Origin of the sequence: Lentzea sp. NBRC 102530 (assembly GCF_030269365.1) — a bacterium.
Classification (GTDB): Bacteria; Actinomycetota; Actinomycetes; order Mycobacteriales; family Pseudonocardiaceae; genus Lentzea.
On the sequence record NZ_BSTF01000006.1, the window covers coordinates 66,587 to 93,354 of the forward strand.

The following is a 26,768-nucleotide window of genomic DNA, read 5'->3' on the forward strand; positions in this document are numbered from 1 at the left end:
ACGCGGCCGTCCCCGTGCCGCCGGGTTCGCACCACGGCGCGGGAGTGCGCGTGCTCAGCCGCCGAGTTCGGCCCTCGCCAGCGCGGTGCCCTCGACCCGTGCGGCGATCTTGGCGAACGCCGTGTCGCGCGAGGTCGAGGTGTCGTCGGCGAACGGCGAGAAGCCGCAGTCGTCGCACGTGCCCAGGCGGTCGGCGGGGATGAAGCGCGCGGCCTGCAGGACCCGGTCGCGCACCTCCTCCGCCGTCTCGACCCTCGGGTCGATGGGGTCGATCACGCCGACGAACACCCGCGCGTCGGACGGGGCGTGTTCGCCGATGATCCCCAGGACGCGCTCGCGGTCGGGTTCGCTGGCCAGCTGGAGGTAGAAGCGGCCCGCGTGCAGGGCGAAGAGGTCCGGCAGGAGTTCGGCGTAGTCGATGTCGGCGCTGTGGGTCGAGTCCTGGTCGCCGCCGGGACAGGTGTGGACGCCGATCCGCGTGCGTTCCTCGGCGGAGAAGCGGTCCAGCACCTGGTTGTTGAGGTCGACGAAGCTGCGCAGCAGACCTCGGCTCGGGTCCAGTTTGAGCGAGAGCCTGCCCTCGGTGAAGTCCAGCTGCACGGAAGCGGCGCCGGCGTCGAGGCAGCGGCGGATGTCGGCCTCGCTCTGGTCCACGAGGTCCGCGATGAACTCCTCGCGCGAGTACCCGGCGATGCCGTCGGCCGGGTACAGCAGGCTCAGCGCGGACGGGGCGATCACCGCCTGCTTGACCGGCAGGTGGGTGTGCTCGGAGACGCCGCGGAAGTACTTCTCCGCGAAGGAGGCGTAGCGGAACGGACCTTCGGTCAGCCGCGGCAACTGGCGGGTGTGGCCGTCGGCGAACGGGATGACCGCGCCGTCGCCCGCGAGTGACGTGGCACCGTCGAGGGGGTAGGTGGCGAAACTCGACTTCGCCTGTTCGCCATCGGTGACGACGGGAGAACCGGTGGCCTCGAAACGGCTGACCGTGTCGGCGATCGCGGCGTGCGTGAGTGCGTCGAGCTCGGCCTGACTGATTCGACCGGAGGCGAACGCGGTCAGTCCCTGAAGCAATTCCGGGGAACGTGGAATGCTGCCGATCGGCTCGGTTGGAATGAGCAAGATTACCCCTTGCGGCGCGGTATGTGACAAACCGGAAATTCCGACCGAAGCTAACAGGATGATCATGGGGGAACATCCGCCCGCGATGCTCTCCACCCGTGTGGTGGATCAAACTGCCGGTCGTTCGCTACACCCAGCCACTTGACGCCGTTGCGGTGAAAGCCTTGAGTCGCAGTGCTGAACGCGCAGATCGATCGGCTCTTCGATCTGCTGAACCTCGGTCGAAGGATCCCGGCTCTCGTCGAACAACCGGCACGGCGCCGCCGGTCGTCCCGGACACGGCGAGGGCCAGCGCCGCAACCCGGCTCTCGGCCAAAAGTACGAAATGGCGTCTCGTGCCATCGCACCTGTTCTGAGCTGCTCCTACGGTCGTGATCATGACTTTCGCAACGGACAGGACCACTCCACCGCGGACCGTGAACATCGCGTTCGCCGGATTCCTGGTGTCGTGCGTTTTCGCGGTGACGTCCATCGGCGTCCTGGCGGGCACGCACGACGACCTGGTCGACGCGCTGAGGGCGTCGGGAACGCAGCTGACCGAGGAACAGCTGCAGAGCGCGGCCACCGTCACCCAGGTGACGTTCGCGGGCATCGCACTGGTGATCGCGTTGGTGCAGTTGTGGCTCGCGTTCAAGGTCCGCGCCGGGCGCAACTGGGCGAGGATCGTGCTGACGGTGTTCACGGTGCTCCAGGTGGGCAGCCTGTTCGTGGGGCAGGGAACGGCGACGTTGCCCGCTTACGGCGGTGCGCTCGTGGCCGCGCTCGCGGTCGTGGCCGGCTACCTGCCCACGTCCAACGCGTACTTCGACGCTGTGAAGCAGAGGCGGTAGCGGAGAATGTCCGCATGATCGCCGCAGGGGGAACTCGACGTGGCGTGTTCGTCGCGGAGGTCACCGTGCTGCTGGTGGCGGTCGTGGTGGACGCGGTGCTGGCGAGCGGTGGCGACCGGCCGGACGGAGTGCTCGGGCCGTTGCTCACCGCGGTGGTGCCGCACGCGGGGGAGGCGACGGCGGTCCTCGCGGTGCTGCGCCGCAGGTTTCCACACCGGATCGAACTGCTGGGCGGTGTGGCCGTCGCCCTCTCCCTGCTCGGCACGGCCGCGGCCGGTCTCGTCGAGCGGGTTTCCGCGCAGCCGCCGGTGACGGAGGTGCTGGCCGTGTTGCTGCTGGCGGGCGCGGGATGCCGCAGGCTGCGTCCCCACCGGGCGGTGGTGCTCGCCGTCGCCGCCTGCGCCACCGTCGTGCTCGCGCCGATCGTCCGGTACGGACCGGACTTCCCGGCCGCGGTGCTGCCCGTGGCCGCGGCGCTGGCGTGGGGCGCGGCGGTCGCCCTGGGCCTGATCCTGCGCGACGCCGACGCCCGGCACCGCCGCGAGCTGGGGCGGATCCGGGCCGAGGACCGTCTCCAGCTCGCCCGCGACCTGCACGACCTGGTGACTCACCACGTCACCGGGATCCTCGTGCGCACCCGTGCGGCGCAGGCACTCGCCGAGAACCCGGCGGCACCGCACCAGAACCCGATCGACGTCTACGACGAGATCGAACAGGCGGCAGCCGAGGCGTTGACGGCGACCCGCGGTCTGGTCGGCGTGCTGCGCAGCGACGAGCCGATGCCGTCCCCGAGTCTCGTGCTGGGTGATGTGGTGCGCACGGCGGTGGGTGCGCAGGCGTCCGTGCGGGTGGCTGACGACCTCGACGGCTTGTTGCTGCCGGCACAGGTGTCCGTCGCGCTGCACCGGGTTCTGCTGGAAGCGCTGACCAACGCCCGCCGGCACGCGCGGGCCGCGGACGTGCGCGTAACGGCCCGCTGCGACGGGGACGAGCTCGTGGTGGAGGTCGACAACGACGGCGTGCCGGCCGGTGATCCGGAGGAGGGCGGGCACGGCATCATCGGCATGGCGGAACGGATGACCGCGCTGGGCGGAACGGTGACCGCCGGCCCGCACGGCGAGGCGGGCTGGCGGGTCACGGCGAGACTGCCGCGTGAGTTCGACGCCGTGCCGAGGGGGATCTGATGACGATCCGCGTGCTGATAGCGGACGACCAGACCCTGGTCCGCACCGGCTTCCGGCTGATCCTGGACGCCGAACCGGGCGTCACGGTGATCAGCGAGGCCGCGGACGGCGAATCGGCCGTGCGCCTGGCGCGGCAGCTGCGCCCGGACGTGACGCTGATGGACATCCGGATGCCGAAGCTCGACGGCCTGCGGGCCACCGAACTGCTCGCCGGGCCGGGGGTCGAGGATCCGTTGCGCGTGCTCGTGGTCACGACCTACGACGTGGACGAGAACGTCTACGCGGCGCTGCTCGCGGGGGCGTGCGGGTTCCTGGTCAAGGACGCCCGGCCGAGGTTGCTGGTGGAGGCGGTGCACGCCGCGGTCAGGGGAGAGGCGCTGGTCTCGCCCGCGGTCACGGTCCGGCTGCTCGCGCACTTCACCGGCGGCACCGCAGGAAACCGCTCGCACACCCCGCTGACCGGCCGGGAGCTGGACGTCGTGCTGGCGGTGGGCCGCGGCGCGACCAACGCGGAGATCGCCGACCGCCTGCACATCTCGCTGTCCACCGTGAAGTCACACCTCGCGCACGTTCAGGAGAAGATCGGTGCCCGCAACCGCACCGAGGTCGCGATCTGGGCGTGGCGCACCGGTCTGCTCAGGTGAGGGCGGGCCGCCGCACCACCACGGTGCCCGCGACCACGTCCCCGAGCCGCTGGTTGCGCGGCGTCACGGCGATGAGCACGGCACCGACCAGGCCCAGGAAGAGCCCGTCCACCACCATCAGCAGCCACCGCACGAAGTAGTCCCGCAACGACGGCTCGCCGCCGCGCAGCGTCGTGATCCGGATGCCGAGCCACCGCATCGCCGGCGTCGACCCGCCGTGCCGGTACGGGTACCAGATCTCGATCCACAGCACCCCGAGCAGGGACACGACCGCGATCGAACTCGCTGCGACGTAAGGGAAGTGCTCGGGCGGCATGCCGAGCTTGACGAGCAGCACCGACAGCAGGACGCCGGGGACGAGGCCCAGCACGCTCGCGACGACCAGGAGTGCGAACTCGATGACGTGCTGCGTGTACCGGCGCAGGACGATCGACCGTGCTTCGGCGTCGAGGGCCACCCGGCACATCCTGGCGGGGTACCGGCCGGGTTGTCCACTGACGCCCGCGGCCGAACGGCCAACGGGAGAACTCGTCGCCGGGGTTGCGTCTCAAGCCGCTTGAGATCCCATGATGGGCGTCGTGGACGAGAACGGGCTGTACGCGATCGGCGAGGTGGCGCGCCGCACAGGGCTGAGCGTGAGCGCCATCAGGTTCTATTCGGACGAGGGCGTGGTGGCACCCGCGCGGGTCACCGATGCCGGTCATCGGCTCTACGACGTCCGTGGCGTCGCGCGGCTGGAGTTCGTGGCGACGTTGCGCGAGTTGGACACGGGACTGGAGGACATCCGCCGGCTGCTGGCGGGCGGCGTGACCCTGACGGAGCTGGCGACGGCCCACCTGGCGCGGTTGGACGAGCAGGAGCGGCGCATCCGGTCGCGGAAGGCCGTACTGCGCACGATCGCCCGCCAGCACACCGAAGCCGAGCAGGTGGTGTTGCTGCACAAGCTGGCCGGAATGTCCGATGAGGATCGTGACCGGCTGGTGGACGAGTTCTGGAACGAGATCAGCACGGGGCTGCCGGTCAGTTCCGACTTCCTCGGCCTGATGCGCAACGGTCCGCTGGTGCTGCCGGACGAACCGACGACGCAGCAGCTGGAGGCGTGGATCGAGCTGGCGGACCTGCTGCGGAACGCCGAGTTCCGCCGCACGGTGCGAGAGGCGCTGCGCGAGACGTTCTCCTCGCCAGGGGCCGCGTTCATGACGTCGTCGACGATGGTGGACGCATTCGCGAGAGGTGGCGAGATCTTGACGCGTGCGCAGGAGGCGCAGCGCGCCGGCGTTCCGGCGGACTCCGCTCACGGGCGGGAGGTCGCCGCGGCCTACGCGGCACACCTCGGGGCGCTCGCCGAGACGCCCGACGGTCCTGCGTTCCGCGTGAAGCTCGCGGCTGACGTGCTCGACGTCGAGCGGCTGCACCTGGAGTCCATCGAGGAGGCCGCGGCGCCTTCCGACCCGTACCAGCGGTACCAGTCCCTGGTCGCGATCATCGACGGCACGGCGCAGGAGGCCGCCGAGTTCATGCCCTTCGCCTGGCTGTCCGCGGCGCTCACCGCCTCCGCGGAGTGGACCGGCACGCCGGAGGCCTCGCACTCCGAGCGATGACGGCCACGAGGACGCTTCTCAGGCGCGCGGGTTCACGCTGCCCTGCGCCACTTGATCGCGTTGAGAGGTCGAGGGTCGGTCTCCGTCGGGAGTCAGCGACGCCAGCACGATGTGCTGAGCCGCCCGGACGGTGGCCGCGAGGCTGGAAGGGTCGCGACTCACCCGACTGCCGGCCGCGGTCATGGCACCGGAGAGCAGTTCCACGACGAGTCGCACGTCCTCGACGGCGCGGAACTCACCTCTGGTCACGCCGTCGCACACGACCGTCTCGACCTGGGCCTCGATCGTGGTGAACGGGTTCTCCGGTCCCTCCTGGAACTCGGCGACCAGCGAGGTGGCGTTCGGGAGGAACATCAGCCCCATCGCGGGGTTCGTGGACGCGGTCAGGATCTCTTCGACGATCCCCGTCAACCGGTTCGCGGCGGAGTCGGACGAGCGCGCGGCGATCGTGGTCACCAGTTCGACCAACGGCCGGCTCGCTCGCCGGGCGAGTTCCAGCACCAGCGATCGCTTGTCCTGGGCGTAGTTGTAGAGGGTGTTGCGCGCGAGGCCGGCCCGGGCCGCGATGTGGCCCATGTTGATCGAGTCGTAGTCGCGTTCGAGGAGCAGGTGCCGCATCGCCTCGGTGAGGTCGGCCCACACCATCTCGTGGTGTTCCTCGATCGTGGCGGCTCGGATCCGCGGCATCTGGTCGTTCTCCTCGCTGCTGGACGTGCTGCTGCCGCCTATTCTCCGGTGGACGGGTCCGCCGGTCGCGGCGCGTTCTCCTGGTGGGTCGCGGTCAGTTTGACGCGGGAGAGCCTCCACCCGCCGGGTGTGCGGATCGCCTCGTTGTCGTAGAAGCCGACGACCAGCCAGCGCGGCGCGGGGGCCTCGTCCGGGAACCAGTGCTCGGCCCGGACGTGGGCGCGGACCCTGGCGGTGTCACCGTCGATCTCGACGACGTGTCCGGTGATGGCGTGGTGCGTCGCCTTGAACGCGGAGAACGCTCCGCTCAGGCTCTGCACGTAGGCGCTCAGCGGGACGGTCATCACCGGAGTGCCTGCCACGCTGGAGAAGTCGACCGTCAGCTCGTCGGTGAACGTCTTGGCGGGCAGCGTCGTGAACTCCCGCCGGTCCGAGATGGTGGCGTAGTTGCTGATCAGCTCGATGATCTCGGCTCGGTCACTGGCGGTGCTCATGTGTTCCTCTTCCCGCGGCCGGTCGGGTCGCTCTTTGCGACAACCTGTCGCGAAACTTTAAGACAGGTTGTCGCAAAGAACAACCCGAGTGTGCGATCGCCGCCTGTCGGGCGGTGCTCAAGGCTGGGTCCGAGCGGTTCCGTTCAAGAACGTGCTCCGGCCCCTGCTGACGGACATGTACGCAATCCCGCCAAGGCGAAGCCGAACACGCGTCGGCGCTGGGCTTCGTCGACGTACTCGACGGCGCTCACGCCGGAGAACATCCTGAGCACGTCGTCGATCGTCGCCTCGGGGTGGACGGCGCCTGCGTCCTGCGTGCGGACGAGCAGCGGCTCACCCGCGACGCGCATCGCCTGGCGGCACGCCTGGTACCCCTCGGTCGTCCGGTTCAACGCCTCGGCGAACGCCAGCTTCGTCCCGATGTAGGCGACGAAGTTCTCAAGCCACTTCGCCAAGGCGTCCCACGGCTCGAGGTGCCCGAGGTCGGCCGCGGACCGGCACAGCGCCTCGACCGCGTCCCGGTTCACCTCGGCGACGAGGTCCTCCCGGTTGGGGAAGTTCCGGTAGAGGGTGGCGATGCTCACCTGCGCACGTCGCGCGATGTCCTCCAGGGCCGCTTGCGACCCCTGTTCCGCGAACCCATGTCCGCGAAGAACATTGCTCTGGTCACCGGGGCGAACAAGGGCATCGGCCTGGCCACGGTCCGGCAACTGGCCGAGCTGGGCCACACGGTGTTGCTCGGCTCCCGTGATGTCGAGCAAGGGGAGAAGGCGGTGAAGGAACTGGCGGACGACGGTCTCGTGGCCCGGCCGGTGCGGTTGGACGTCACCGACGACAACTCGGTGCGCGAGGTCGCCGAGTTGGTCGAACAGGACTATGGCCGTCTCGACGTGCTGGTCAACAACGCCGGCACGCTGATCCGCAAGCCCGCCGTCGATGTGACGGCGGAGGACATGCGGCCGGAGTTCGAGACCAACGTCTTCGGTCTCGTCCGCGTGATCCACGCGATGTTGCCGCTGTTGCGCGCGTCGCGGTCCGCGCGGATCGTCAACGTCGCGAGCGACTCGGCGATGTTCGCCAAGGCGACCGAGCAGGGCTCGATGTTCGCGCGCTCGCACGAGTCGTTCGCTTACTCCGCCTCGAAGACCGCGGTGAACATGCTCACCGTCAAGTACGCGAACGCGTTCCTGGACGACCCCGCACTCCGGCACATCAAGGTCAACGCCGTCACCCCGGGGTATGTCGCGACCGACCTCAACGGCTTCCAGGGCGAGTTCACCACCGCGGAGGGAGCTCGAGCCTCCGTGCACTGGGCGACGGTGGGCGACGACGCGCCGACCGGCGGGTTCTTCGACCGCGAAGGCGCCGTGGCGTGGTGACCGGCCGGGCGATCACCGCGGTCCTCTTGGGAGTCCTGAGCTGGACCGGGGTTCCCGCGATCGCCGCCACCGCTCCCTTGTCCCACGCGCGGATCGTGGCGCACTTCGACCTGGCCGCCGGACAGCTCCCGGAGTCGGCGGTGCCGGCTCCGCTGGGCGCGGTCGACGTGGTGTTCGCGGTCAGCAGGCAGGTCGCGCGGATCTCCGCGGACGGCACGACCCGCGTGCTCGCGACCCTGCCCGCACCGGTCGAGCCCGTCGGCGGGTTCTCCATCGCCTCCGGATTGGTCCGGTCCTGGGATGGAACCTTCTACATCGCTTATGCCGCAGGCACCGCGGATCTCACCGGTGTGTGGCGCGTGCGTCCTGGCGGCAACCCCGAGCGGATCGCGGCGTTGCCCGCCGCCGGGCTCCCGAACGGGATGGACGTCGATCCGCGGACCGGTGACCTGTACGTCGCGGACTCGGCCCTGTCGGTCATCTGGCGCGTTCCCGCCGAGGGAGGTGACCCGGTGGCATGGGCGCGCGGTGCCGAGCTGTCGCCCACCGGCTCGTTGGGGGTCAACGGCCTGAAAATCCACAACGGAGCCGTCTGGGCCACGAACACGGACCAGGGCACATTGCTGCGGATCCCGTTGCGCGGCAATGGGAAGATCACGGTGAAAGCACGCGGCCTCGCGGGAGCCGACGACTTCGCGTTCATCGACAGGAGAGACACCGCGCTCGTCGCGCTCAACGGTTCCAACCAGGTGGTGCTGGTCGAGCCGGACGGCTCCCACTCAGTCGTGCTCGACGGCCAGGACGGTCTGCAGGGCCCCAGCACCGTCGTGGTCAGAGGCAGATCCGCCTACGTGGCGAGCGCGGCGTTCGTCCGGCAGCACGATCCCAACCTGCTCGTCGCCGACCTCGGTAAGCCGTGACTTCGCCAGGCGGTTTGTCCGGCCATGCGGTCAGGACGTGGACGCCGTTGCGCACCAACGTAATCGCGATGGTCGCCGGTGCGAGCCCGCCGTGTCCATGATGATCGTCAAGTGGCTTGTCGTGCACGGAAGTAGTTTCGGCACGCACAGGTCGTTGACGCCGCCGTGCGCGCCCCGGCGACGTCAACGACGTCGCCGGGGCTTCCACCGTCCTCTGCGGGCTGGAGTCCGGTCAGGTCACCGGCGCCACCCGTGGCTGGCACAGTCATCGACGGGCCGGCGTCGCGTCATCCGCTCCCGCGGCAACGCCATGCGCAAGGCGCCCCGCCTGGGATCAGGTCTGGGGGCCGCCGGTGAACGAGTCGCCGGCCGCCCCGATGCGCGCGGCCGCGGTCGATCCCGTGGTCGTGCCCGCCGAGGCGTAGAACCCGGAGATGTCGTTGGGATCGCGGAAGGTGATGTACACCCCGGTGTTGTTGGCCGCCGTGGCCATGGCCGGATCCGTCGCGGCGATCATCTTCGCGCCGGTGCGGGAGTCCGCGAGGACCGTCCAGGCCGTGTGCTCGATGCTGCCGGGAGTCGCCTGCATGGTCGTGTACACGTAGTTGTCCGCGCTGTTGCGCACCGAGACGCGCGTGACGCCACCGACGACGGCCGCGGCGGGAGAACCCACGGCGGTGAGGCCGGCGATCGGGGCCCAGATCCCGGTGAAACCGGTGTTCGACTCGCGCTGCCAGTGCACTGAACCGTCCGCGCGGCGCGCGTAGAGGTCCAGCTTCCCGTTCAGGTTCAGGACCGCGGCGGGCTTGCCCGTGATCGCGCCACCCGGCACCGCGCGCCAGGGCCCGAAGCCCGTGCGTTCCCACCGCACGGCCGCGACGTCACCGGTGGTCGTCCGCGCGGCGAGTTCGAAGCCGTCGCCGGAGGGGATCACCACGAAGTCGGACGTGAGGTTCGTGCCGCCGGCCTCTGCCCACGGGATGAGCGGCCCGTCGACCGCGGCCTGCGAGCGCGTCCACAGCTTGCCCGCGGCGTCCACCGCGAAGCCGCGGACGAGGTTGTCCTTGTCGCGCACGAACGTCGCGGGACCGGGCGTGAACCCGCCGAGCGAGGTGTACCCGGTCCAGCTGAGACCGTCCGCCGTCTGCGCGCTGGTCCTCGTCTCCCCGTCCTGGCCGAGGGCGAACGCCTGCAGCCGGTCGCCCGCGCCGATCACCGCGGAGGGTGTCTTCGTCAGGGAGTTGCCGTCGATCACCTGAAGCTGCACGCTGCGCGGGTCGGTCGAGTTGACCTGCTTGCCGTGCACGGTCTGACCGAAGTCGTTGACGTAGAAGTACTGCGGGACGCCGTCCTTGCTCATCGTCACGTGCGTCGCGGCCCGGCCGTCCAGCGGGACACCGACGCGCGCGGGGAACGACGGCACCGACGTGAGCTTGCAGGCGTCGCTCATCGCGCTGACGTCGTCGTTCTGCCACTCGTTGCCGATCGGCACGCCCGTGGTGTCGCCGCCGACCCACGTGCCGGTGGCCTCGATGTAGCGGTACCAGAGCATGACGCCGTCCGGGCGGATGCCGTAGAGCACGTCGCCGCCGGGGGAGAAGATCCGCTTGAAGCCGTTCCAGCCGGTGCCGACCTGCTGGTCGCGGAGGACGTAGCGCTGCGATTCGGCGTGGTAGCGGTAGCGGATCATCTCGCCGGTGGGCTTGCGCGCGTAGAGCACGCCCGCGCCGCCCGCGGTGATCGAGTCGTACCGGTCCCAGCCCACGCCGATGACGTCACCGGCGGCGTTGAGCCACTTCTTGTTCTGCGCGTCCCAGAGGTAGACCCGCAGCTCGCCCTTGTCGTTGATCGTGTAGATGCGGCCGGTCTCGTCGACGGTGATCCGGTTGCGGTACGCGTCGGTCGTGAACCGCTGCCAGTCGACGCCGATCACCTCGGCCTGGCCGTTGCCGTCCCAGCCGGAACCGTTCCAGCGAAGGCGCTTCAGCGCGCCGTCCGGCGGGATGTTGTAGAGCACGCCGTCCGGTCCGGCGAGGGTGCGGCCCGTCCACTGGGTGCCCTTCACCTCGCCTCCGCTCCACACGGCCTGCCCGTTCTCCGGCTCCTCGTGCCCGTAGACCGCGAGGTCGCCGTTCTGGCGCACGGTGAACACCGGTGCGGCGCTGCGGCACACCGGGGTGGTGTCCGCGGCGGCCACCAGCGGGGTCGAGACCGCGGCCAGCGGTGCCGCGATCAAACCGGCCAGCAGTGGTCCGGTCCACCGCTTCACTCTTCGCCTCATTGCGTTTCCTCTGCATTGATGAGAAATGGGCGTACGACTGGGTTTGGAAAATTCTAAAGTGTGCCGCCTTCAAATCTGTTTCATCTTGGCAACATGCTTCTTTCGCGATGAAACAGCAGTTCGAAGCCTTGCGAGGGCGTGTTCGGCTAGTTCATTCTCTCGGGCGCAGCAGTTATTTCGTCCTGCCTGGGGGATGGTTCACGTGGTGGCGCAGAAACGCGGTCGGATGCGGCGGTTGTCCCTGCTCGGACTGGCGCTGTTGTTGATCGTCACGTTGTTCGGCCCGGCGGCGTCGCAGCTGTTCCCGCTGATCACCGCCGAGCAGCGCGCGTTGCTGGAGGCGATCGAGCTCGCGCCCCGGCAGCAGGAGGGCAGCGCGGCCGGTCAGCCCCACGAGATCGCCGAAGGGCCGCCGAACCAGGCGAAGCCCGAGTCGCTGCAGGCGAAGTACCGCGAGATCAAGTTCCCGGAGCAGCCCGACGTCCAGCGCAACGAGACCGCGGTGTCCGCCGGTCCGGTGCAGGTGCGCGGCTTCGACCGCAACACCAGCACGGAACTCCCCGAGCAACGCGGCAGACAGCAGCGCACGTACCGCAACGACGACGGCACGCTCACCACCGAGTTCTCCCGCGACCCGGTCAACTACCGGTCCGCCGACGGCAAGTGGCACACCGTCGACCCGGCGATCGAGGACGCCGGTGCGGACGGCTGGCGCAACCGCGCGGACAGCGTGCGCACCACCTTCGCCCGCACGGCGGACGCACAACGCCTGGTGCGCATGGACTTGGGCGACGGACTGGAGTTCGGCTACGGCTTGGGTGACGCCACCCGCGCGACCGGTGTGGTCGACGGCGCGACCATCACCTACCCGGCCGCGCTGCCGGGCAGCGACCTGGTGCTCGAGTCGGTCGCCGGTGGCGTCAAGGAGTCCGTCGTCCTGCACAGCGCGGACGCGGCCAAGAAGTGGCGCTTCCCCCTGCACCTCAAAGGGCTGACCGCGCACGTCGTGGACGACCAGGTCGTGCTGAAGGACGCGAAGGGCACCGAGCGCGCGACCGTCCCCGCCGGGTTCATGACCGACTCGGCGAGCGACCCCGCCACCTCCTTCGGCGTCACGTACTCCATTGTGGACGGTGCGCTGCTCGTCGAGGCCGACGAGGCCTGGCTGCGCGATCCCGCCCGCGAGTTCCCCGTCGTGGTTGACCCGAGCGTGCTGGAACGCACGGCCGGAGACGGCATCGTGGTGCACTCCAACGGCCGCCAGTCCGGCGCCCAGGACCTGCTCGTCGGCCTGCACGGCGGCGTCAAGCACGCCAGCTACCTGAACTTCGGCGACGTCGCCGGCGCCATCCGCGACCACAAGGTGTTCGGCGCCCAGCTCTACCTCACCAACTGGTGGTCGGAGTCCTGCGAGCCGCGACCGATCACCGTGCACGCCGTGCGCGGCGCTTGGGGCACCAGCGGCGCGTACCCCGGCCCGGCCTTCGACGCCGAACCGCTGACCAGTTCGTCGTTCGCCCACGGCTACATCGGTGACTGGCAGTCGGCGTCGAGTTGCCCCACCGCGTCCGAGGTGATCGACCTCGGCGTCCGCGGCCGCGACCTCGTGCAGGGCTGGGCCAACGGCCAGGCCAACAACGGCCTCACCGTCCGCGCGTCGGAGACAGACCGCTTCGGCTGGAAGAAGTTCACCGGCCACGGCACCGCGAACAAGCCGCGGTTGTTCATCACGCACAGCCCGTACGACGCGGAGTACCGCATCGACAACGGCGTGCCGGAACCGCCGGTGCACGCCAACTCGCCCGGCAACGTCAAGATCACCGTCACCAACCGGGGCTCGCAGCCGTGGGGCAAGAACGACTTCGCGCTCGGCTACCGCGCCTACACCGCCACCGGCGCGCCGTTCGCGACGGTCGAGTCCGCGCTGCTGCCGAACGACGTTCCGCGCGGCGGTTCGGTCACGCTCGACGCGAAGATCAACGCGATGCCGATCGGGGAGTACGTCCTCGATTTCTCGATGCTGCGCAAGGGCGGACCCTGGTTCACCGACGAGCAGATCGCACCCGCGCGGCTGACGTTGCGCGTGGTCAACATCAAGCCGATCGTCAAGGCGCAGTACCCGCCCAACGGCTACTCCGCGCAGACGCTGACCCCGCAGCTGTGGGTCGACGCCGTGGACGTCGACTCGCCGCCGGACAAGAAGCCGCAGTACCGGTTCCAGATCTGCGAGAAGTACGTCGACAACAACGGCGTCGGCTGCGTCGTCAACTCCGGGTACGTCAACGACCGCGTGTTCACCGTCCCGGTCGGTGCCCTGAGGTGGAGCAAGAGCTATCAGTGGCGGGCGTGGGGCTACGACGGCATCGCCGAGAGCGTCGAGCTGCCGCCGAGCACCCTGCTCACCGCCGTGCCGCAGCCCGAGATCACCTCGCACCTCGCGAACGCCCCCTACGGCGGCGCGAACGAGAACTTCGACTCGCAGACAGGCAACTACTTCTCCAGCGCGGTCGACGCGACCGTCGCGGTCACCGGTCCCGCGCTCGATGTCGTGCGCACGTACAACAGCCTCGACCCGCGCAAGAACCTGATCTTCGGTGCGGGCTGGTCGACCCGGTACGACATGCGCGTCCAGCCGGACGCCGACGGGTCCGGCAACGTCGTCGTCACCTATCCCGACGGCCAGCAGGTCCGGTTCGGCCGCAACGCTGACGGCACCTTCTCCTCGCCTCCCGGCCGTTCGGCGAACTTCCGCACCGAGGCCGCCGAGACCGGGGGCGGCTGGCTGCTCACCGACAAGGCCTTCACGAGCTACCGCTTCCGCGTTGACGGCAGGCTCTGGAAGATCATCAACGAAGCCGGTCACGAGGTCGAGGTCGAGTACGACGGCGCCGGCAAGGTCATTCGCGCCATCAACCGCACGAGCGACCGCGCCCTCGAGTTCGGCTGGGAGGGCGGCACGCACGTCAGAACCGTCAAGACCGATCCGGTCGACGGCAGCCCGGCCGGCATCGTCTGGACCTACAGCTACACCGGCGACAAACTCGACCAGGCTTGCGGACCGGACAACAACTGCACGAAGTACGAGTACCAGCTCGGTTCGCACTACCGCAGCGTGGTGGTCGACTCGCGGCCGCTGTCGTACTGGCGGCTCGGCGACCCGCTCGGCACCAAGGCGGAGAGCCAGGTCCGCACGAACCTGGGCAAGGACGACGGCGTCTCGAAGGACGTGACGCCTGCCGAGGGCGTGCTGAACGGCACCTCCGACGGCTCCGGCCGGTTCAACGGCACCTCGTCGGCGATCACGCTGCCGACGGGCATGGTGCGCAAGAACCGCGACCTCGCGATCGAGCTGTGGTTCAAGACCTCGGCGGGCGGGCCGCTGTTCGGCTACCAGCAGCAGCCGATCACCGGAACCTCCGCCGGCGCCGTGCCCGCGCTCTACGTCGGCCAGGACGGCAAGCTGCGCGGCCAGTTCTGGAACGGCGCCGCGAACCCGCTCACCTCGACCAGGACCGTCAACGACGACCAGTGGCACCACGTCGTGCTGTCCGGCTCGCTGGCCACCCAGATGCTCTACCTCGACGGCGAGCCGGTCACCACCACACCGCTCGCAGGGGAGATCAACCACCCGGACGCCCTGCACAGCCAGATCGGTGGCGGCTACACCGTGCCGCCGTCCGCGTGGCCCGGCTGGGGCACCGACGCCCGCCGCTACTTCTCCGGCCTGATCGACGAGGTCGCCTACTACGAGCACCCGCTCGGCCCGGCCGAGGTCAAGTCCCACTACCAGGCTCGCGCGCCGTCCGACCAGCTGACCAAGCTCACCCTCCCGAGTGGACGGACGGCCGCACAGCTGCGCTACGACCTCGTCAACGACAGGGTCAGCGAGTTCACCGACCGCGACGGTGGCCTGTGGAAGATCAGCACACCGGTCGTCACCGGCACCGCGGACAACCTGATCCGCACCACCCGCGTCACGGATCCCGGCAACCGCCAGCACTTCTACGACTTCGATCCCCGGCGCGGGCGCGTGCTGCGCTACGCCGCACCGCTCGGCCTCGGCACCAGGCCGGAGGACGCGCGGGACGCCACCGGCAAACCCAGCGTGCCGCCGGCACCCACCTGTCCCGTCCCGACCAGTCCATCACCGGGGCCGAGCGACCCGCCACCGGTCTACTGCGGAGGTCCGGGCACCCCGCCGAACGAGTGGATCGGCGGCCCGGTCGACGGCCAGGGCGTTCGCACGTTCACCTACGACGAGCAGGGCTTCCAGAGCACCATCACCGATGAGAACGGCAACAAGGTCCACCTGACGACCGACGCGCGCGGGAACCTGGTGTCCCGCAAGACCTGTCGGGTCGCGCCGGATGACTGCCAGACGTCGTACTCGACCTACTACCTCAACACCGGGGACGTCACCGACCCGCGCAACGACAAGATCGTCACCCACCGGGACGCCAGGTCGTCGGGCGCGACCGACTCCCGCTACCTCAGCAGCTACACCTACACCGGCGAGAACAACCCGCGCGGACTCCTCGCGCAGGTGTCCAAACCGGACGGTGGCGGGATCACCCACACCTACACGCTGCTCAACGGCGGCACGCCCGCGTTCGACGGCGGCAGCGCGCCCGCGGGCCTGCTCGCCACCTCGAAGGACAGCCGCGGCGCCGTCACGAAGTACAGCTACTTCCGCAACGGCGACCTGGCGCAGGAGGAGGTCGTCGCGACCGGGCTGATCACCCGGTACACCTACGACACGCTGGGCAGGCGCAAAACCCAGACGCAGATCTCCGACGCCCACCCGCAGGGCCTCCAGACGACGTTCGCGTACGACAGGCTGTCGCGGCGCACGTCGGTCACGGAACCGGCCACCACCAACGCGGTCACGAACGTCAAGCACACGTTGCGCACGGAGACGTCCTACGACGCCGACGGCCGGCCGGTCGAGGTGAAGGTCAGTGACACCACGGGTGGCGACGCCGAGCGCGTCACCAAGAACGAGTACGACGACCGCGGCCGGCTCAGCGTCCAGACCGACGCGGAAGGCGCCAAGACGTTCTACGGTTACGACTCGTTCGGCAACCGCACGTCGATGACCGACGCGAGCGGCACCAAGTACGAGTTCGCCTACACCGGCCGCAACAAGATCGCCGAGGTGCGGCTGCGCGCGTTCCACGACCAGCCGGTCGTTCCCGGCAGCGGCACCGGTGAGGGCACGACCTCGGACACGCCGGGCACCACTCTCGTGCTCCAGTCGTTCACCTACGACCTCGCTGGCCGAACGACCCGTGTCACCGACGCGATGGGCCGCACGAAGCAGTTCGTTTACTACAACGACGACCTGCTGCACAAGGTCGTGGCCAAGGGGGTGCGCAACCCGTTCAACGCCGGTGAGGCGGCGCGAGACGTCCTGCTGGAGGAGAACCTCTACGACGGTGCGGGAAACCCCACCCGTCAGCTGACCCCCGGCACAGACGGGACCGGCAAGCGCGTCACCGCCAGCACTTACGACGCCGTCGGCCGCGTCAAGACCACCGAGTCCGATCCGGACGGTCTCAAGCGCAGGACCGAGTTCACCTACGACACCCAGGGCAACACGACCCAGGTCAGGCGCACCGGCCTGAGCTCCAACAGCGTCGGCATCGACACGAGCCGTGTCGAGGTCACCGACTACCAGTACGACCTCGCCGGGCGCATGTCCAAGCAGACCGTCGTCAACGGCTCCAAGTCGCTGGTGACCCAGCTCGCCTACGACGACCGAGGTCTGCTGACCTCCGCTACCGACCCGCGCAACAACACCACCGACTTCGGTTACGACGAGCACGGCAACCAGGTGACCGTGACGTCGCCGTCCGTGCAGGTGGAGTCGAACGGCGGCGATCCGGTCGCGCACCGCCCGGTGAGCAGGACGGGTCTCGACACCTTCGGTGCGCCGACACACACCAAGACCCCGAACGGCCAGGTCTTCGTGACGGGCTACGACCGGCTCGGCCGCGTCGTGCGCACCGAGTCGCCGGACTACACGAGGCCGGGCGAGAGCACGGCGAAGAAGTCGGTCCAGACCGTCGCGTACGACGCCCTGGGCAACCGGATCGCGGTGACGGATCCGCGCGGCGGCGTCACGACCAACCGCTACGACCAGTTGGGCAGGCTGCGCGAGGTTCGGCAGCCCGCGCCCGGCGGAACCTGGTCGTACACCTACACCGCCGCCGGCGAGACGCTGTCCGTGACGGACCCGACCGGCGGACGGGCCCAGTCGACCTACGACGACCTCGGCAGGCCGGTCACCAGCACCTCGCTGGAGCGCAAACCGCAACCCGCGGCGCACACCACCGAGCTGCGCTACGACGACGCGGGCAACCTGCGCACGGTCACCCCGCCGTCGAAGTCCGTCACCCAGCACGACTACAACGTGCTCGGCGAGCGGATCCGCACCACCGCGCCGGACACCGTCACGACCCAGTTCGGTTACGACCTGGCGGGCAACCAGGTCCGCGTGTCCGACGGCCTCGGGCGCACGGCGTTCACCAAGATCGACGCCGCGGGCCGCGCGGTCGGGACCTACCAGCTCAACGCGCAGAACGCCGTTCTGCGCCAGACTTCGACCGCGTACGACGACGCCGGCAACGTGGTCGAGAGCCGCAACGCCGAGCAGGAAGCCACGACGTTCGCCTACGACGCGGCGAACCGGCTCGTCAGCCAGGTCGAACCGGTGGCGGACAACAAGTCCATCACCACGTCGTTCGGCTACGACGCCGACGGGCAGCGCACGCGCTACACCGACGGCCGCACCAACAGGTTCGTCACCACCTACAACAGCCTCGGGCTGCCCGAGTCGACCGTCGAACCCCCGACGCCGCAACACCCGCAGCCCGCCGACCGCACCTGGACGACGAGCTACGACCTGGCAGGCAACCCGGACCTGCTGAAGGCACCGGGCGGCGTGACGCGCACGCGCGCGTACGACGTGCTGAACCGCCTAATCGAGGAGACCGGCGCCGGTGCCGAGGTCGCCACGCCGAACCGCGTGCTCACCTACGACGCGGCGGGCAGGCTCAAGACCACCAACGCGCCCGGCGGCACGAACGCGTTCGACTACAACGACCGCGGCCTGCTCCTCAGCGCCACCGGCCCGTCCGGCAACTCGTCGTTCACCTACGACGCCGACGGACGGCAGTTGACCCAGACCGACGCCGCCGGCACCACCGTCAACTCCTACGTGTCCGGCCGACTCGCGTCCGTTGTGGACGGTGCCACCGGCCGCACCCGAGTGCTGGACTACGACAACGCGGGTGCGCTGGAGTCCGTCGCATACGGCGCCGGCAACACCAGGACGTACGGCTACAACGACTTCGGCGGTCTCGCGAGCGACACCCTGCGCGGCGGGACGGCCACCGTCACGGCCACGAACTACGAGTACGACCTGGCCGACCGGGTCAAGCGCAAGAAGGTCGTCACCGGCACCTCGACCACCGACAACACCTACACCTACGACAGGTCCGGCCGGCTGAAGACCTGGGCCGCGGGCGGCACGACCACCGCCTACGGCTGGGACGACTCGGGCAACCGCACCTCGGCCGGCACGGCCACGGCGACCTACGACGCCCGCAACCGGATGCTGTCCGACTCCAGCGCCTCGTACACCTGGTCGGCCCGCGGCACCCCGGTGAAGCGCGGCGACGTGACGTACCAGTTCGACGCGTTCGACCGCTCGGTCAAACGCGGCGCGGGCACCTACACCTACGACGGCCTCGACCGTCTGGTGCGCCGCAACGGCGTGGCGTTCTCGTACGTCGGCAAGTCCCTGGACGTCGCCTCCGACGGCACCACGAACTACAGCCGAGACCTGTCCGGTTCTCTGCTGTCTTTGAGTCGCGGCAACGACAAACGCACCTTGGCCACCGACCGGCACGGCGACGTGGTCGGCGGGTTCGACGGCGCCACCACCGTCAGCGGCCTGACCGACTCGACGACGTTCGACCCGTTCGGCAAGGTGCTGGCGAGCACCGGAACCCGCCCCTCGCTCGGTTTCCAGTCGGACTACACCGATCCGGACAGCGGCGAGGTCGACATGGGCGCCCGCTGGTACGACCCGGCGGCCGGCGGCTTCACCTCGCGCGACGACATCGCCTTGCCGACCTCGCCTTCGGTGGGTGCGAACCGCTTCGTCTACGGCAATGGCGACCCGATCGGCAACCACGACCCGGACGGCCACCAGTGCGCGGGAGTGAGAGCACCGGCCCGGCCTGACCAAGGGCTGTACAAGAAAGCGGGCCTGGGCGGCAACTGTTATCAGGGAACCGCAGCTTCGCGGCAGACCACGAAGAGCCTGGCCAGATTCGGGGCGCTCCGGGTCGCGACCAAGTTCGTCCCGGTCATCGGCTGGGCACAGACCACCTTCGACGTCTACGACTGGCTCAACCCCCCTGGCCCGCAGAACCAGTTCGTTGCTTCCACGAAGTGGCGGGACCTCCGCAAGAAGAACCCCGACTCGCCTAACGAGCCCCTCCCGGACGAGCAGCAGCTCCCGCCTGAAGTCGTCATGCCGCCGCCCGTCCCGCCGGGTGTGATCGCCCGCATCGAGGCGGAGCAGGGGGCCAAGAACGTCGAGATGGCGCTCGACCCGGCAGCGCTCGCGGTCGTGATCGCGGGTGGCGTCGTAGCGGCGAACCCGGACGTGCCGGCGGCTGTGGTCGCGACCGTGCAGCGCGACGTGCAGGACGAGGAGGTCGTCAACGAGAAGGTTCGGGACGCGGTGCTGGGGGCCGAGAACACGGTCATCCAGAACGCCGAGGAGACCTTGCCGTCGGAGCTGTCGAACTCCGGTGGGGGCAACCTCTACACCGAGGACGGGATCTTCCGGGCGAGCGAGAACGAGGACGGCTCGAAGTCGTACCAGCAGGTCGCGTGGAGTGCGGCGTCCGCCAGTTCCGGAAATCAGTCGTCCAACTGGCCGCCCTGTACAACCACGAGCTGGCGCTATAAAGCGATCAACTGTGAGCGATCGGTTTATATGCTTCCGCACGATGATTTCCTGAAGCACCACGCTGCCACTTCACCCATGACGGGCTTCTACGACGTGGTTGCTCATGGCACACCGACGAAGGTGTTGCTCGGCCCCGGTCAGCAGCTGGCCGATGCCAGGGCGCTTGCAGAGGCACTCAAGCGCGACCCAAACTACCGAGGTGGCCCGATTCGCCTGTGTTCCTGCTCAACGGGTTCCCCGAGGGGCGATTTCGCGCAGCGCCTCGCTGATCTGCTGAAAGTCGAGGTCCGAGCTCCGGTTGACATCTTGTGGATCTGGGAGGATGGAAAGATTGGTGTCGGTCCGACCTCGGACAAGCGGGACCTCTTGCCGGAGGCCGACGCCTGGAAGCACTTCTATCCGCGTCAGTACGGACCGTAGAAGTGACTTGGTGGCGGGTGGCGACGACGTGCCACGAATCGTCCTTGAGGGAGGGCTGCTCATGACCGCACAATCGTTCGGGCACTTCCGTGAGCTTGTTCACGGAAGTCGTGATGCTCCTTCGATCCACGACTGTGTGGGGCAAGGTGACCCCGAAGTTCAGGAACGGCTGGCGGCGTACCTGGAGCGCGGGAGAAATTACGCCGTGTCGACGTCGGTCGTCGTCGACGTGCTGAGCGAGGAGCGGGTCGAGATCGGCCGTCTCGCGACGCTCACCGACGGAACCTGGTTGTGGCCAACGGACCTCGCTCACTACGTGCGCCGTTACAACGTCTCGGTGCCCGCCGAGTTCGTCGCGCACGCGGCCGCACTGGGATGGGAGCCGCCCGAGGTCACCTGGGAGCAGATCGTCGCGATCAGGGACGCGTGAGCAGCTCCGCCGCCACCCCGAGCGAGGCGAAGATCTCGGCCGCCATCTCCCGATGCGGCCGAGCCTCTTCCTCCCCGGACACCACCGACACCGCATCGGCGTACACCCGCAAAGCCCGAGCCTCTCCCAACCGATGCCCGTGCTCCCGGTGAGCCGAAACCGCCCGCCACCCTTCAACAACAGCAGCCGAAGCGTCCCCGACCCGCAGATGAGCAGCAGCCAGCGCCGTCAACACCCGCCCCACCCGAGACCGAACCCCGGACGACACCACGAGGGACAACGCCCGCCGGCACATCTCCAGCGACTCGCCCCCACGCCCGGCCGACCCCAACGCCTCCGCCATCCCGAGCAGCGCGGCGGCCTCGGCACGGCGATGCCCCAGCGAACGAGCTACGTCCAAAGCACGCGAGTGATGGTTCAGAGCGTCATCCGCCAGCCCCAACCGCAGGCAGACGGCGCCCAGCGTGTTGTGCGCCTCGGCGGCGAGGCGGGGGTGGTGGGCCGCGGAGGCCAGAGCCCTGGAGGCGTAGTCGTGGGCCTGGTTGAGGTCGCCGCGGTCCAGGTGCACTCGGGCGAGGCTGTCCTGCACCTCCACCCGTGCCTGGTGCGCGTCGGTCGAGCCCAGGCGCGCGAGGGCCTCGTCGAAGGTCGCCAAGGCGCGCGAAAGGTCGCCCATCTCCCAGTGGGCCGAGCCCAGGTTGACCAGGGTCGTGGCCTCGGCGGCGAAGTGGCCCGCCGTGCGCTGGACCACGAGGGCCTGGGAGTACTCGGTGATGGCTGCCGCGGGTCTGCCCATGTCCTGGCGCAGCACCCCGATGTTGTTCCGGGTGGCGTGCACTACGCGGGGGAAGTCGTGATCGGCGGCGATGCGCAGTGCTTGGTCGTATTCCTCCAGGGCCAGGCCGTGGTGGTGGAAGCTCGCGTAGAGGGTGCCCAGGCTGTGGTGCATCAGCGCCTGCGCCTGGGGGTTGCCCTCGGCGGCGCGCAGGCCGGCGTGGGCCGCCACGGCCCAGTCGGTGCCGTTGGTCTGGAGCCAGAAGTAGCCGCGTAGCGCGTCGGTCAGCTGCCAGGCCAGTGGCCGCGGGCCGTGGTCGGCGGCGTGGCAGATGGCGGCCACCAGGTTGGTCCGTTCGACGTGCAGCCACGTCAGCGCGTCCTCGGCGGTGCGGAACGCGGTTGCCGGGGAGCACGGCACCATTTCGGGGTAGAGGTGTTGTGCCGCGCTGAGTGCGCGGGTCAGGTACCAGTCGTAGACGCTGTCGACGCCGCACGGGTCGGGGAGCGCGGCGGCGTAGTTGCGGATCAGGTCGTGGAAACGGAACCGGCCCGGCGCCACCCGGTGCACGAGGTGCGCGTCGGTGAGCGCGCGCAGCACCGTCGCGGCGGTGGCGGGGGAGGCGGAGATCAGCACGGCGGTGACCTCGGTGCCGAAGTCGTCTCCCGGCAGCCGGGCGAGCAGGCGGAAAGCCTGTTTCGCCAACGGGTTCAGCGCCGCGTAGGACAGGTCGAACGCCGCTGACACGGCCACGCGCGCGTCTCCCGCGACGGACAGCGCCGCCAGGCCCTGGCCGCGCAGCTCGGCGACGTACTCGGCGATCGAGCCGGTGATGTTCGCGGCGGCGATGCGCAACGCGAGTGGCAGGTGCGTGCACAGGGCGACGAGTTCCGCCGCCGCCAGGGGTTCCGCGCCCACCAGCTCGGGACCGACGACGTCGACCAGCAGCTGTTCGGCCTCGGCGGAGTCGAACACGCCGACGGTCAGTGAGCGCGCCCCGTGCGTGACCACCAGGCCCCGCAACGGATCCCTGCTCGTGACGAGCACCGCGCAGCCGCCGTCGGCCGGGAGGAGCTTGCGCACGTGCTCGGCGTCGGCGGCGTTGTCCAGCACCACGAGCACGCGGCGGCCGGCGAGGATCGAGCGGAACAGCGCGGCCTGCTCGTCCACGTCGAGCGGGATGCGTTCGGCCGGGATGCCGGTGCCGCGCAGGAAGTGGTTGAGCACCTGGTCCGCGGTGAGCGGCGGTTGCTCGTCGTAGCCGCGCAGGTCCGCGAACAGCTGGCCGTCTGGGAAGTGCTCGCGAACCTGGTGCGCCACGTGGACGGCGAGCGCGGTCTTGCCGACGCCGGGCGGGCCGCTCAGCACCACGACGGACGGGGCGTCGGCGCAGGCGCGCACCCGTGTGGCCACCCACTCGGTCAGTCCTGTCCTGCCGACGAACCCGCGCAGGTCCAGCGGGAGCTGCATCGGCACCGGCGTGGCGGCAGGCCCGGCCACGTCGTCATCGCCGCCGGCCAGCACTGTCGCGTGCGCCCGTCTCAGCTCAGGGCCGGGATCGACGCCGAGCTCGCCGGCCAGCGCGCGGCGCACCTCATGGTACGCCGCGAGCGCGTCCGCCTGCCGCCCCGACCGCCACAGCGCGGTGATCAGCTGCGCCCACATGCGTTCCCGCAACGGGTGCGCCGACACCAGCGCCCGCAGCTCGCCTGTCGCCGCCGAGTGCTCACCCCGTTCCAGGTCGGCGTCGATGCGCAGTTCGACGGCGTGCAACCGCTCCTCCGCCAGCGCCGGCGCCACGTGCGTGACGACGTACGCCGCCTGCACGTCGACCAGCGGGGTACCGCGCCACAGCGCGTCGGCGTCGCGCAGCAGTGCCGCGCGGGCAGCGAGGTCGGCCGTGTTCCGGGCGGTGGCCACCATGCGCCGGAACGCCACCAGGTCCACCGCTCCCGGCTCGACGCTGAGCCGGTAGCCGCCCGGCGTGGTGCGGATCAGCTCCCTGCTGTCGCCGAGCAGCGCGCGCAGACGCATCACGTACACCTGCAGCGTCCGCTTGGCGTTGGCGGGCGGTGAGGCGCCCCACAGCCGGTCGACCAGCTCGTCGACGCGCACCACCTCGTTCGCCCTGATCACGAGCAGGGCGAGCAACGCGCGGAGTTTCGCCGTCCGCACGGCGAGCGGCCGCGATCCGTCGAACGCCTCGAGCGGTCCGAGCACGCCGAAGCGGAAACCGCCGGACACGACCACCTCCGGGAGTTCGTCGCGCACGTTCACGTGTCCAGCAACCGCCGGATCGCACCGGTCACCAGACCCTCGGCGCAATCGGGCGCACCGGGCTGGTCACGGGGCGAGGCCCGCAACGGAGCGGGCAGGAGGTACGAGATCGCGGCGGTGCCGGCACCCGCGATCTCGGGATCGTCCTGCCACCCGGCGGCGTAACCACCGCGCCACAGCAGGTCGTCCGCGGCGACGTAGGCGTCCACGTGGTTCGCGTACGCCATGACCCACAACGGTTCCGCGTGCGCGTTCTTCGTGCCGACGTGGTAGCCGCTGGTCACCTCGTGGGCGAGCGCGAGCACGGTCAAGCCGCCGAGGTCGAGGCGCTGCACGGTCATCGGCAGCGCACGCGGGAGCGCGTCCCTGCTGATCAGGTCGAGCATCCGTTCGGCGTGCCGGCGCACGCCGGCCTCAGGGCTCGCGTCAGCGCGCTGCTGGTACTTGCGCCGCAACCGTTCCACGGCGGCGGAATCCGCCAGGTCCACGGAGAACGGGAGGTCGATCGTCTCCGCCGCAGTCCTGAACGGACCGTCGACCGGCAGGAAGGCGTTGTTGCGCACCATCGCGACCACGGAGTCGGCCAACCGGTCGCCGGTGAGCCGCACGGCGGCCTCCGAGCCCATCGAGGCGGGGTTGAGATCGCCCGCGGCGCCCTGGAAGAACAACGCGGGCACGCCGAGCCGGCGCTCCACCTCCGCGCTCGCCCGGCCGCAGTGGTCCGCGTCGAACGTCGTGGTGGCGAACGGGTGGCACACGGGATGGCAGGCGTGGCCGAACAGGACGGCGTGCGGTGCTCCGTCCGAGACCCTCCGTGCGAGGAGCACCGGCACGTCGGGCGGTGCCCAGCCGAGGTTCTCCCGGTTGACCGCGAGGTACGCCTGCCCCTCCGCGTACCCGAGCGTGACCTCGACGGGCGCCGCCGCCCGCGCACGGGTCACCAGCCGGACGAGCGTCTCGACGAACGAGGCGGTGAACCCGTCGGTCAGCGCGACGTCGTCCTCGTTGCCCAGCAACACGTACGGGTCGGGCACACGACCGACCATCGGCCCGTTGTGGGTGTGGCTCTGCGCCAGGACGAAGTCCGCGGCGGAGGCGACGAGGCCGGCTGCCACCAGCCGCGTCACGACGTCCAGGTACACCGCGCGAGGCACGCTGATCACGTCGGCCCGCACGAGCACGACGGTGTGGCCGCTGGCGTCGGTCAGCACCGCGCACTGCGCTCGCAGCCGCCTGCCGGCCACCGCGCTGCCGTCGCTGCGGCGCTCCGACCAGCCGTACCCGCCCATCGGCACGTCCGCGCCGGGCGTGTGGTCGACGGACTCGATCCGCATCGTGCAACTCATGCCGTCACCACGCCGTCGTCCGCCCAGGTCTGCCACGGCTGCCAGCCCGTACCGGTCCGCCGCGTCCAGGTCATCGCGCCGCCCGCCGTCACCCCGAACACCGAGATCTCCCCACTGGGACCGAGCACCGCCGACGGGTCCGTGACGGTCTCACCGCCGAGGTCCGTCCACGACCACGCGCCGCGCCCGTCCTGCTCGACGAACCGCACCCGGCGTCCCGCGTCCCTGGTCACGACCACGAGACGGCCGTTCGCACCGGTCAGCAGCGCGGGCCTGCCCGTGACCACCTGGGTGCCCACCACGGTGAACGCGCCCCACGCGCCTCCGCCCGTGCGCTGGCCGAGGTGCACCAGCTTGCCGTCGTCACCACGCGCCACGATCGCGAGCGCACCGGTCGGCGTGACCGTGACGGCGGGGTCGCCGCCCAGCGAGCCGCCGAGTCCGGTCCAGCCGGTCGACCAGTCGTCGCCGACCCCGATCTGCCACCGGTGTACGAGGCCCGTGCCGTCGCGTGCGACCACCACGGCACCTCCGGATCCACCGACGACCGCGCGCGGCCGCCCGGTCACGCCGAGGTCGAGCCAGCCGTTCCAGGCACCTGCCTCCGACTGCTGCTCGCGGCACCGCACGGAGCCCTGCGCGTCGCGCACGAACACGGCCATGCGCCCAGTGGGCCCGACCGTGACAGCGGGCTCGTTCGTGCCCGTGACAGCGCCGAGACCGTGCCAGTCCGACCACTCACCGCCGTACGTGTTCTGCCAGCAGTGCACCAGTTCGCCACCTGCGCGCGCGAACACGACGATCGCGCCGTTGGGCACGGTGACGGCGACCGGTCGGCAGTCGAGAGCGGCGTCCAGCACCGGCTCGAACGGCGACCAGGTGCCGCCCCGGCCGTTCTGGTGACGTTGGTGCAGCCGGCGCCTCGGCCCGAGTGCGAACGCGGTCAGCCCGCGGCCGGTGTCGACGACCGCCGGGTAACCCGGAGACACGCTCGTCAGGAACCGTGCTTCGGCAGGCTCGGCGGGTGCGCCGTGTGCCGCCGCCGAGCGACCGAACGCGGCCAGGCCGGTGGTGAGGACGGCGCCCTTGATCGCCGTCCTCCTGGTCATGCTGTTCAAGTAGACCCCCCAGGGTGTGCCAGGCGAGGTTAAGGGGTCAGCCGTCGCGTTCGGCGGGGATCGGGACGCACTCGTGGACCGCCGGACCGTTGTCGCTGGCAGGGGCGGCGCCGCCGGGTGTACGACTGGAGCCGGGGCTGTGCAACTGTGCCGCCGCCGTGGTCGACCGACGCGTCGACACCGGAACGGAGACGACGAGCTCGCCGCGCTCGGTCAGCCGGGCGACCGGCGTTTCATGTCGCGGTCTCCCCGAGGCTGGGTCTGCTGCGCGGGTCTC

General features: G+C 70.1%; 17 protein-coding genes. 8 read left to right on the forward strand and 9 right to left on the reverse strand.

Annotation, left to right across the window (positions count from 1 at the left end; translation table 11 throughout):
- Positions 1-54 precede the first annotated feature (54 nt).
- Entirely contained in the window at positions 55-1,119 is a 1,065-nt protein-coding gene (locus tag QSK25_RS17310; protein WP_285639482.1) for a cobalamin-independent methionine synthase II family protein, read from the reverse strand.
- 377 nt (positions 1,120-1,496) lie between these two features.
- On the opposite strand from QSK25_RS17310, the gene QSK25_RS17315 reads away from it, so the two are divergent.
- From QSK25_RS17315 to QSK25_RS17325, 3 genes are read left to right on the forward strand one after another with little or no spacing between them, the layout of a single operon-like run.
- A complete protein-coding gene (locus QSK25_RS17315) occupies positions 1,497-1,949 on the forward strand; it encodes a hypothetical protein (RefSeq protein ID WP_285639484.1) in 453 nt (150 codons plus the stop codon).
- Positions 1,950-1,963: 14 nt separating this feature from the next.
- Positions 1,964-3,133: a sensor histidine kinase gene (locus QSK25_RS17320; RefSeq protein WP_285639486.1), complete on the forward strand. Its 1,170-nt coding sequence runs from the start codon at positions 1,964-1,966 to the stop codon at positions 3,131-3,133.
- Positions 3,133-3,777 (forward strand): response regulator, encoded by a 645-nt coding sequence (locus QSK25_RS17325; RefSeq protein WP_285639488.1) that lies wholly within the window; start codon positions 3,133-3,135, stop codon positions 3,775-3,777. The genes QSK25_RS17320 and QSK25_RS17325 overlap by 1 nt, the downstream gene beginning before the upstream one ends.
- On the opposite strand, the gene QSK25_RS17330 is transcribed toward QSK25_RS17325, so the two are convergent.
- Complete coding sequence (locus QSK25_RS17330) at positions 3,770-4,234, reverse strand: RDD family protein (RefSeq protein ID WP_285639490.1); 465 nt, start codon at positions 4,232-4,234, stop codon at positions 3,770-3,772. The genes QSK25_RS17325 and QSK25_RS17330 overlap by 8 nt on opposite strands.
- Positions 4,235-4,346: 112 nt before the next feature.
- On the opposite strand from QSK25_RS17330, the gene QSK25_RS17335 reads away from it, so the two are divergent.
- Positions 4,347-5,378, forward strand: coding sequence for a MerR family transcriptional regulator (locus QSK25_RS17335; RefSeq protein ID WP_285640116.1), 1,032 nt, complete (start codon positions 4,347-4,349; stop codon positions 5,376-5,378).
- An 18-nt stretch (positions 5,379-5,396) separates the two neighbouring features.
- Here the strand turns inward: QSK25_RS17335 and QSK25_RS17340 are convergent, their stop codons facing one another.
- The 3 genes from QSK25_RS17340 to QSK25_RS17350 form a co-directional block, all read right to left on the reverse strand.
- Positions 5,397-6,065, reverse strand: a complete 669-nt coding sequence (locus QSK25_RS17340; protein WP_285639493.1) for a TetR/AcrR family transcriptional regulator — start codon at positions 6,063-6,065, stop codon at positions 5,397-5,399.
- Between the two features lie 38 nt (positions 6,066-6,103).
- Positions 6,104-6,559 (reverse strand): nuclear transport factor 2 family protein, encoded by a 456-nt coding sequence (locus tag QSK25_RS17345; protein WP_285639494.1) that lies wholly within the window; start codon positions 6,557-6,559, stop codon positions 6,104-6,106.
- Positions 6,560-6,702: 143 nt separating this feature from the next.
- Positions 6,703-7,143 carry an SbtR family transcriptional regulator gene (locus tag QSK25_RS17350; RefSeq protein ID WP_285639496.1) on the reverse strand — a complete coding sequence of 147 codons (441 nt, stop codon included), beginning with the start codon at positions 7,141-7,143 and terminating at the stop codon, positions 6,703-6,705.
- Between the two features lie 57 nt (positions 7,144-7,200).
- Between QSK25_RS17350 and QSK25_RS17355 the strand changes: the two genes are divergently transcribed.
- Complete coding sequence (locus QSK25_RS17355) at positions 7,201-7,938, forward strand: SDR family oxidoreductase (RefSeq protein ID WP_285639498.1); 738 nt, start codon at positions 7,201-7,203, stop codon at positions 7,936-7,938.
- Complete coding sequence (locus tag QSK25_RS17360) at positions 7,932-8,858, forward strand: NHL repeat-containing protein (RefSeq protein WP_285639500.1); 927 nt, start codon at positions 7,932-7,934, stop codon at positions 8,856-8,858. Before QSK25_RS17355 ends, QSK25_RS17360 begins: the two co-directional genes overlap by 7 nt.
- Positions 8,859-9,192: 334 nt before the next feature.
- Here the strand turns inward: QSK25_RS17360 and QSK25_RS17365 are convergent, their stop codons facing one another.
- Positions 9,193-11,139, reverse strand: a complete 1,947-nt coding sequence (locus QSK25_RS17365; RefSeq protein ID WP_285639502.1) for a tachylectin-related carbohydrate-binding protein — start codon at positions 11,137-11,139, stop codon at positions 9,193-9,195.
- Between the two features lie 205 nt (positions 11,140-11,344).
- Between QSK25_RS17365 and QSK25_RS17370 the strand changes: the two genes are divergently transcribed.
- Both QSK25_RS17370 and QSK25_RS17375 read left to right on the forward strand, forming a co-directional pair.
- Entirely contained in the window at positions 11,345-20,545 is a 9,201-nt protein-coding gene (locus QSK25_RS17370) for a DUF8616 domain-containing protein (protein ID WP_285639503.1), read from the forward strand.
- A 136-nt stretch (positions 20,546-20,681) separates the two neighbouring features.
- Positions 20,682-20,975 carry a hypothetical protein gene (locus QSK25_RS17375; protein WP_285639504.1) on the forward strand — a complete coding sequence of 98 codons (294 nt, stop codon included), beginning with the start codon at positions 20,682-20,684 and terminating at the stop codon, positions 20,973-20,975.
- Here the strand turns inward: QSK25_RS17375 and QSK25_RS17380 are convergent.
- Genes QSK25_RS17380 through QSK25_RS17390 form a run of 3 tightly spaced genes read right to left on the reverse strand, consistent with a single transcriptional unit; the run spans position 20,962 to position 26,482 of the window.
- Positions 20,962-24,027: an AfsR/SARP family transcriptional regulator gene (locus tag QSK25_RS17380; RefSeq protein WP_285639505.1), complete on the reverse strand. Its 3,066-nt coding sequence runs from the start codon at positions 24,025-24,027 to the stop codon at positions 20,962-20,964. The two genes, QSK25_RS17375 and QSK25_RS17380, sit on opposite strands and share 14 nt — an antisense overlap.
- On the reverse strand, positions 24,024-25,373 hold the full coding sequence (locus tag QSK25_RS17385; protein ID WP_285639506.1) for a hypothetical protein: 1,350 nt from the start codon (positions 25,371-25,373) through the stop codon (positions 24,024-24,026). The genes QSK25_RS17380 and QSK25_RS17385 overlap by 4 nt, the downstream gene beginning before the upstream one ends.
- Entirely contained in the window at positions 25,370-26,482 is a 1,113-nt protein-coding gene (locus QSK25_RS17390; RefSeq protein WP_285639507.1) for a DUF8189 domain-containing protein, read from the reverse strand. The genes QSK25_RS17385 and QSK25_RS17390 overlap by 4 nt, the downstream gene beginning before the upstream one ends.
- Positions 26,483-26,768 lie beyond the last annotated feature (286 nt).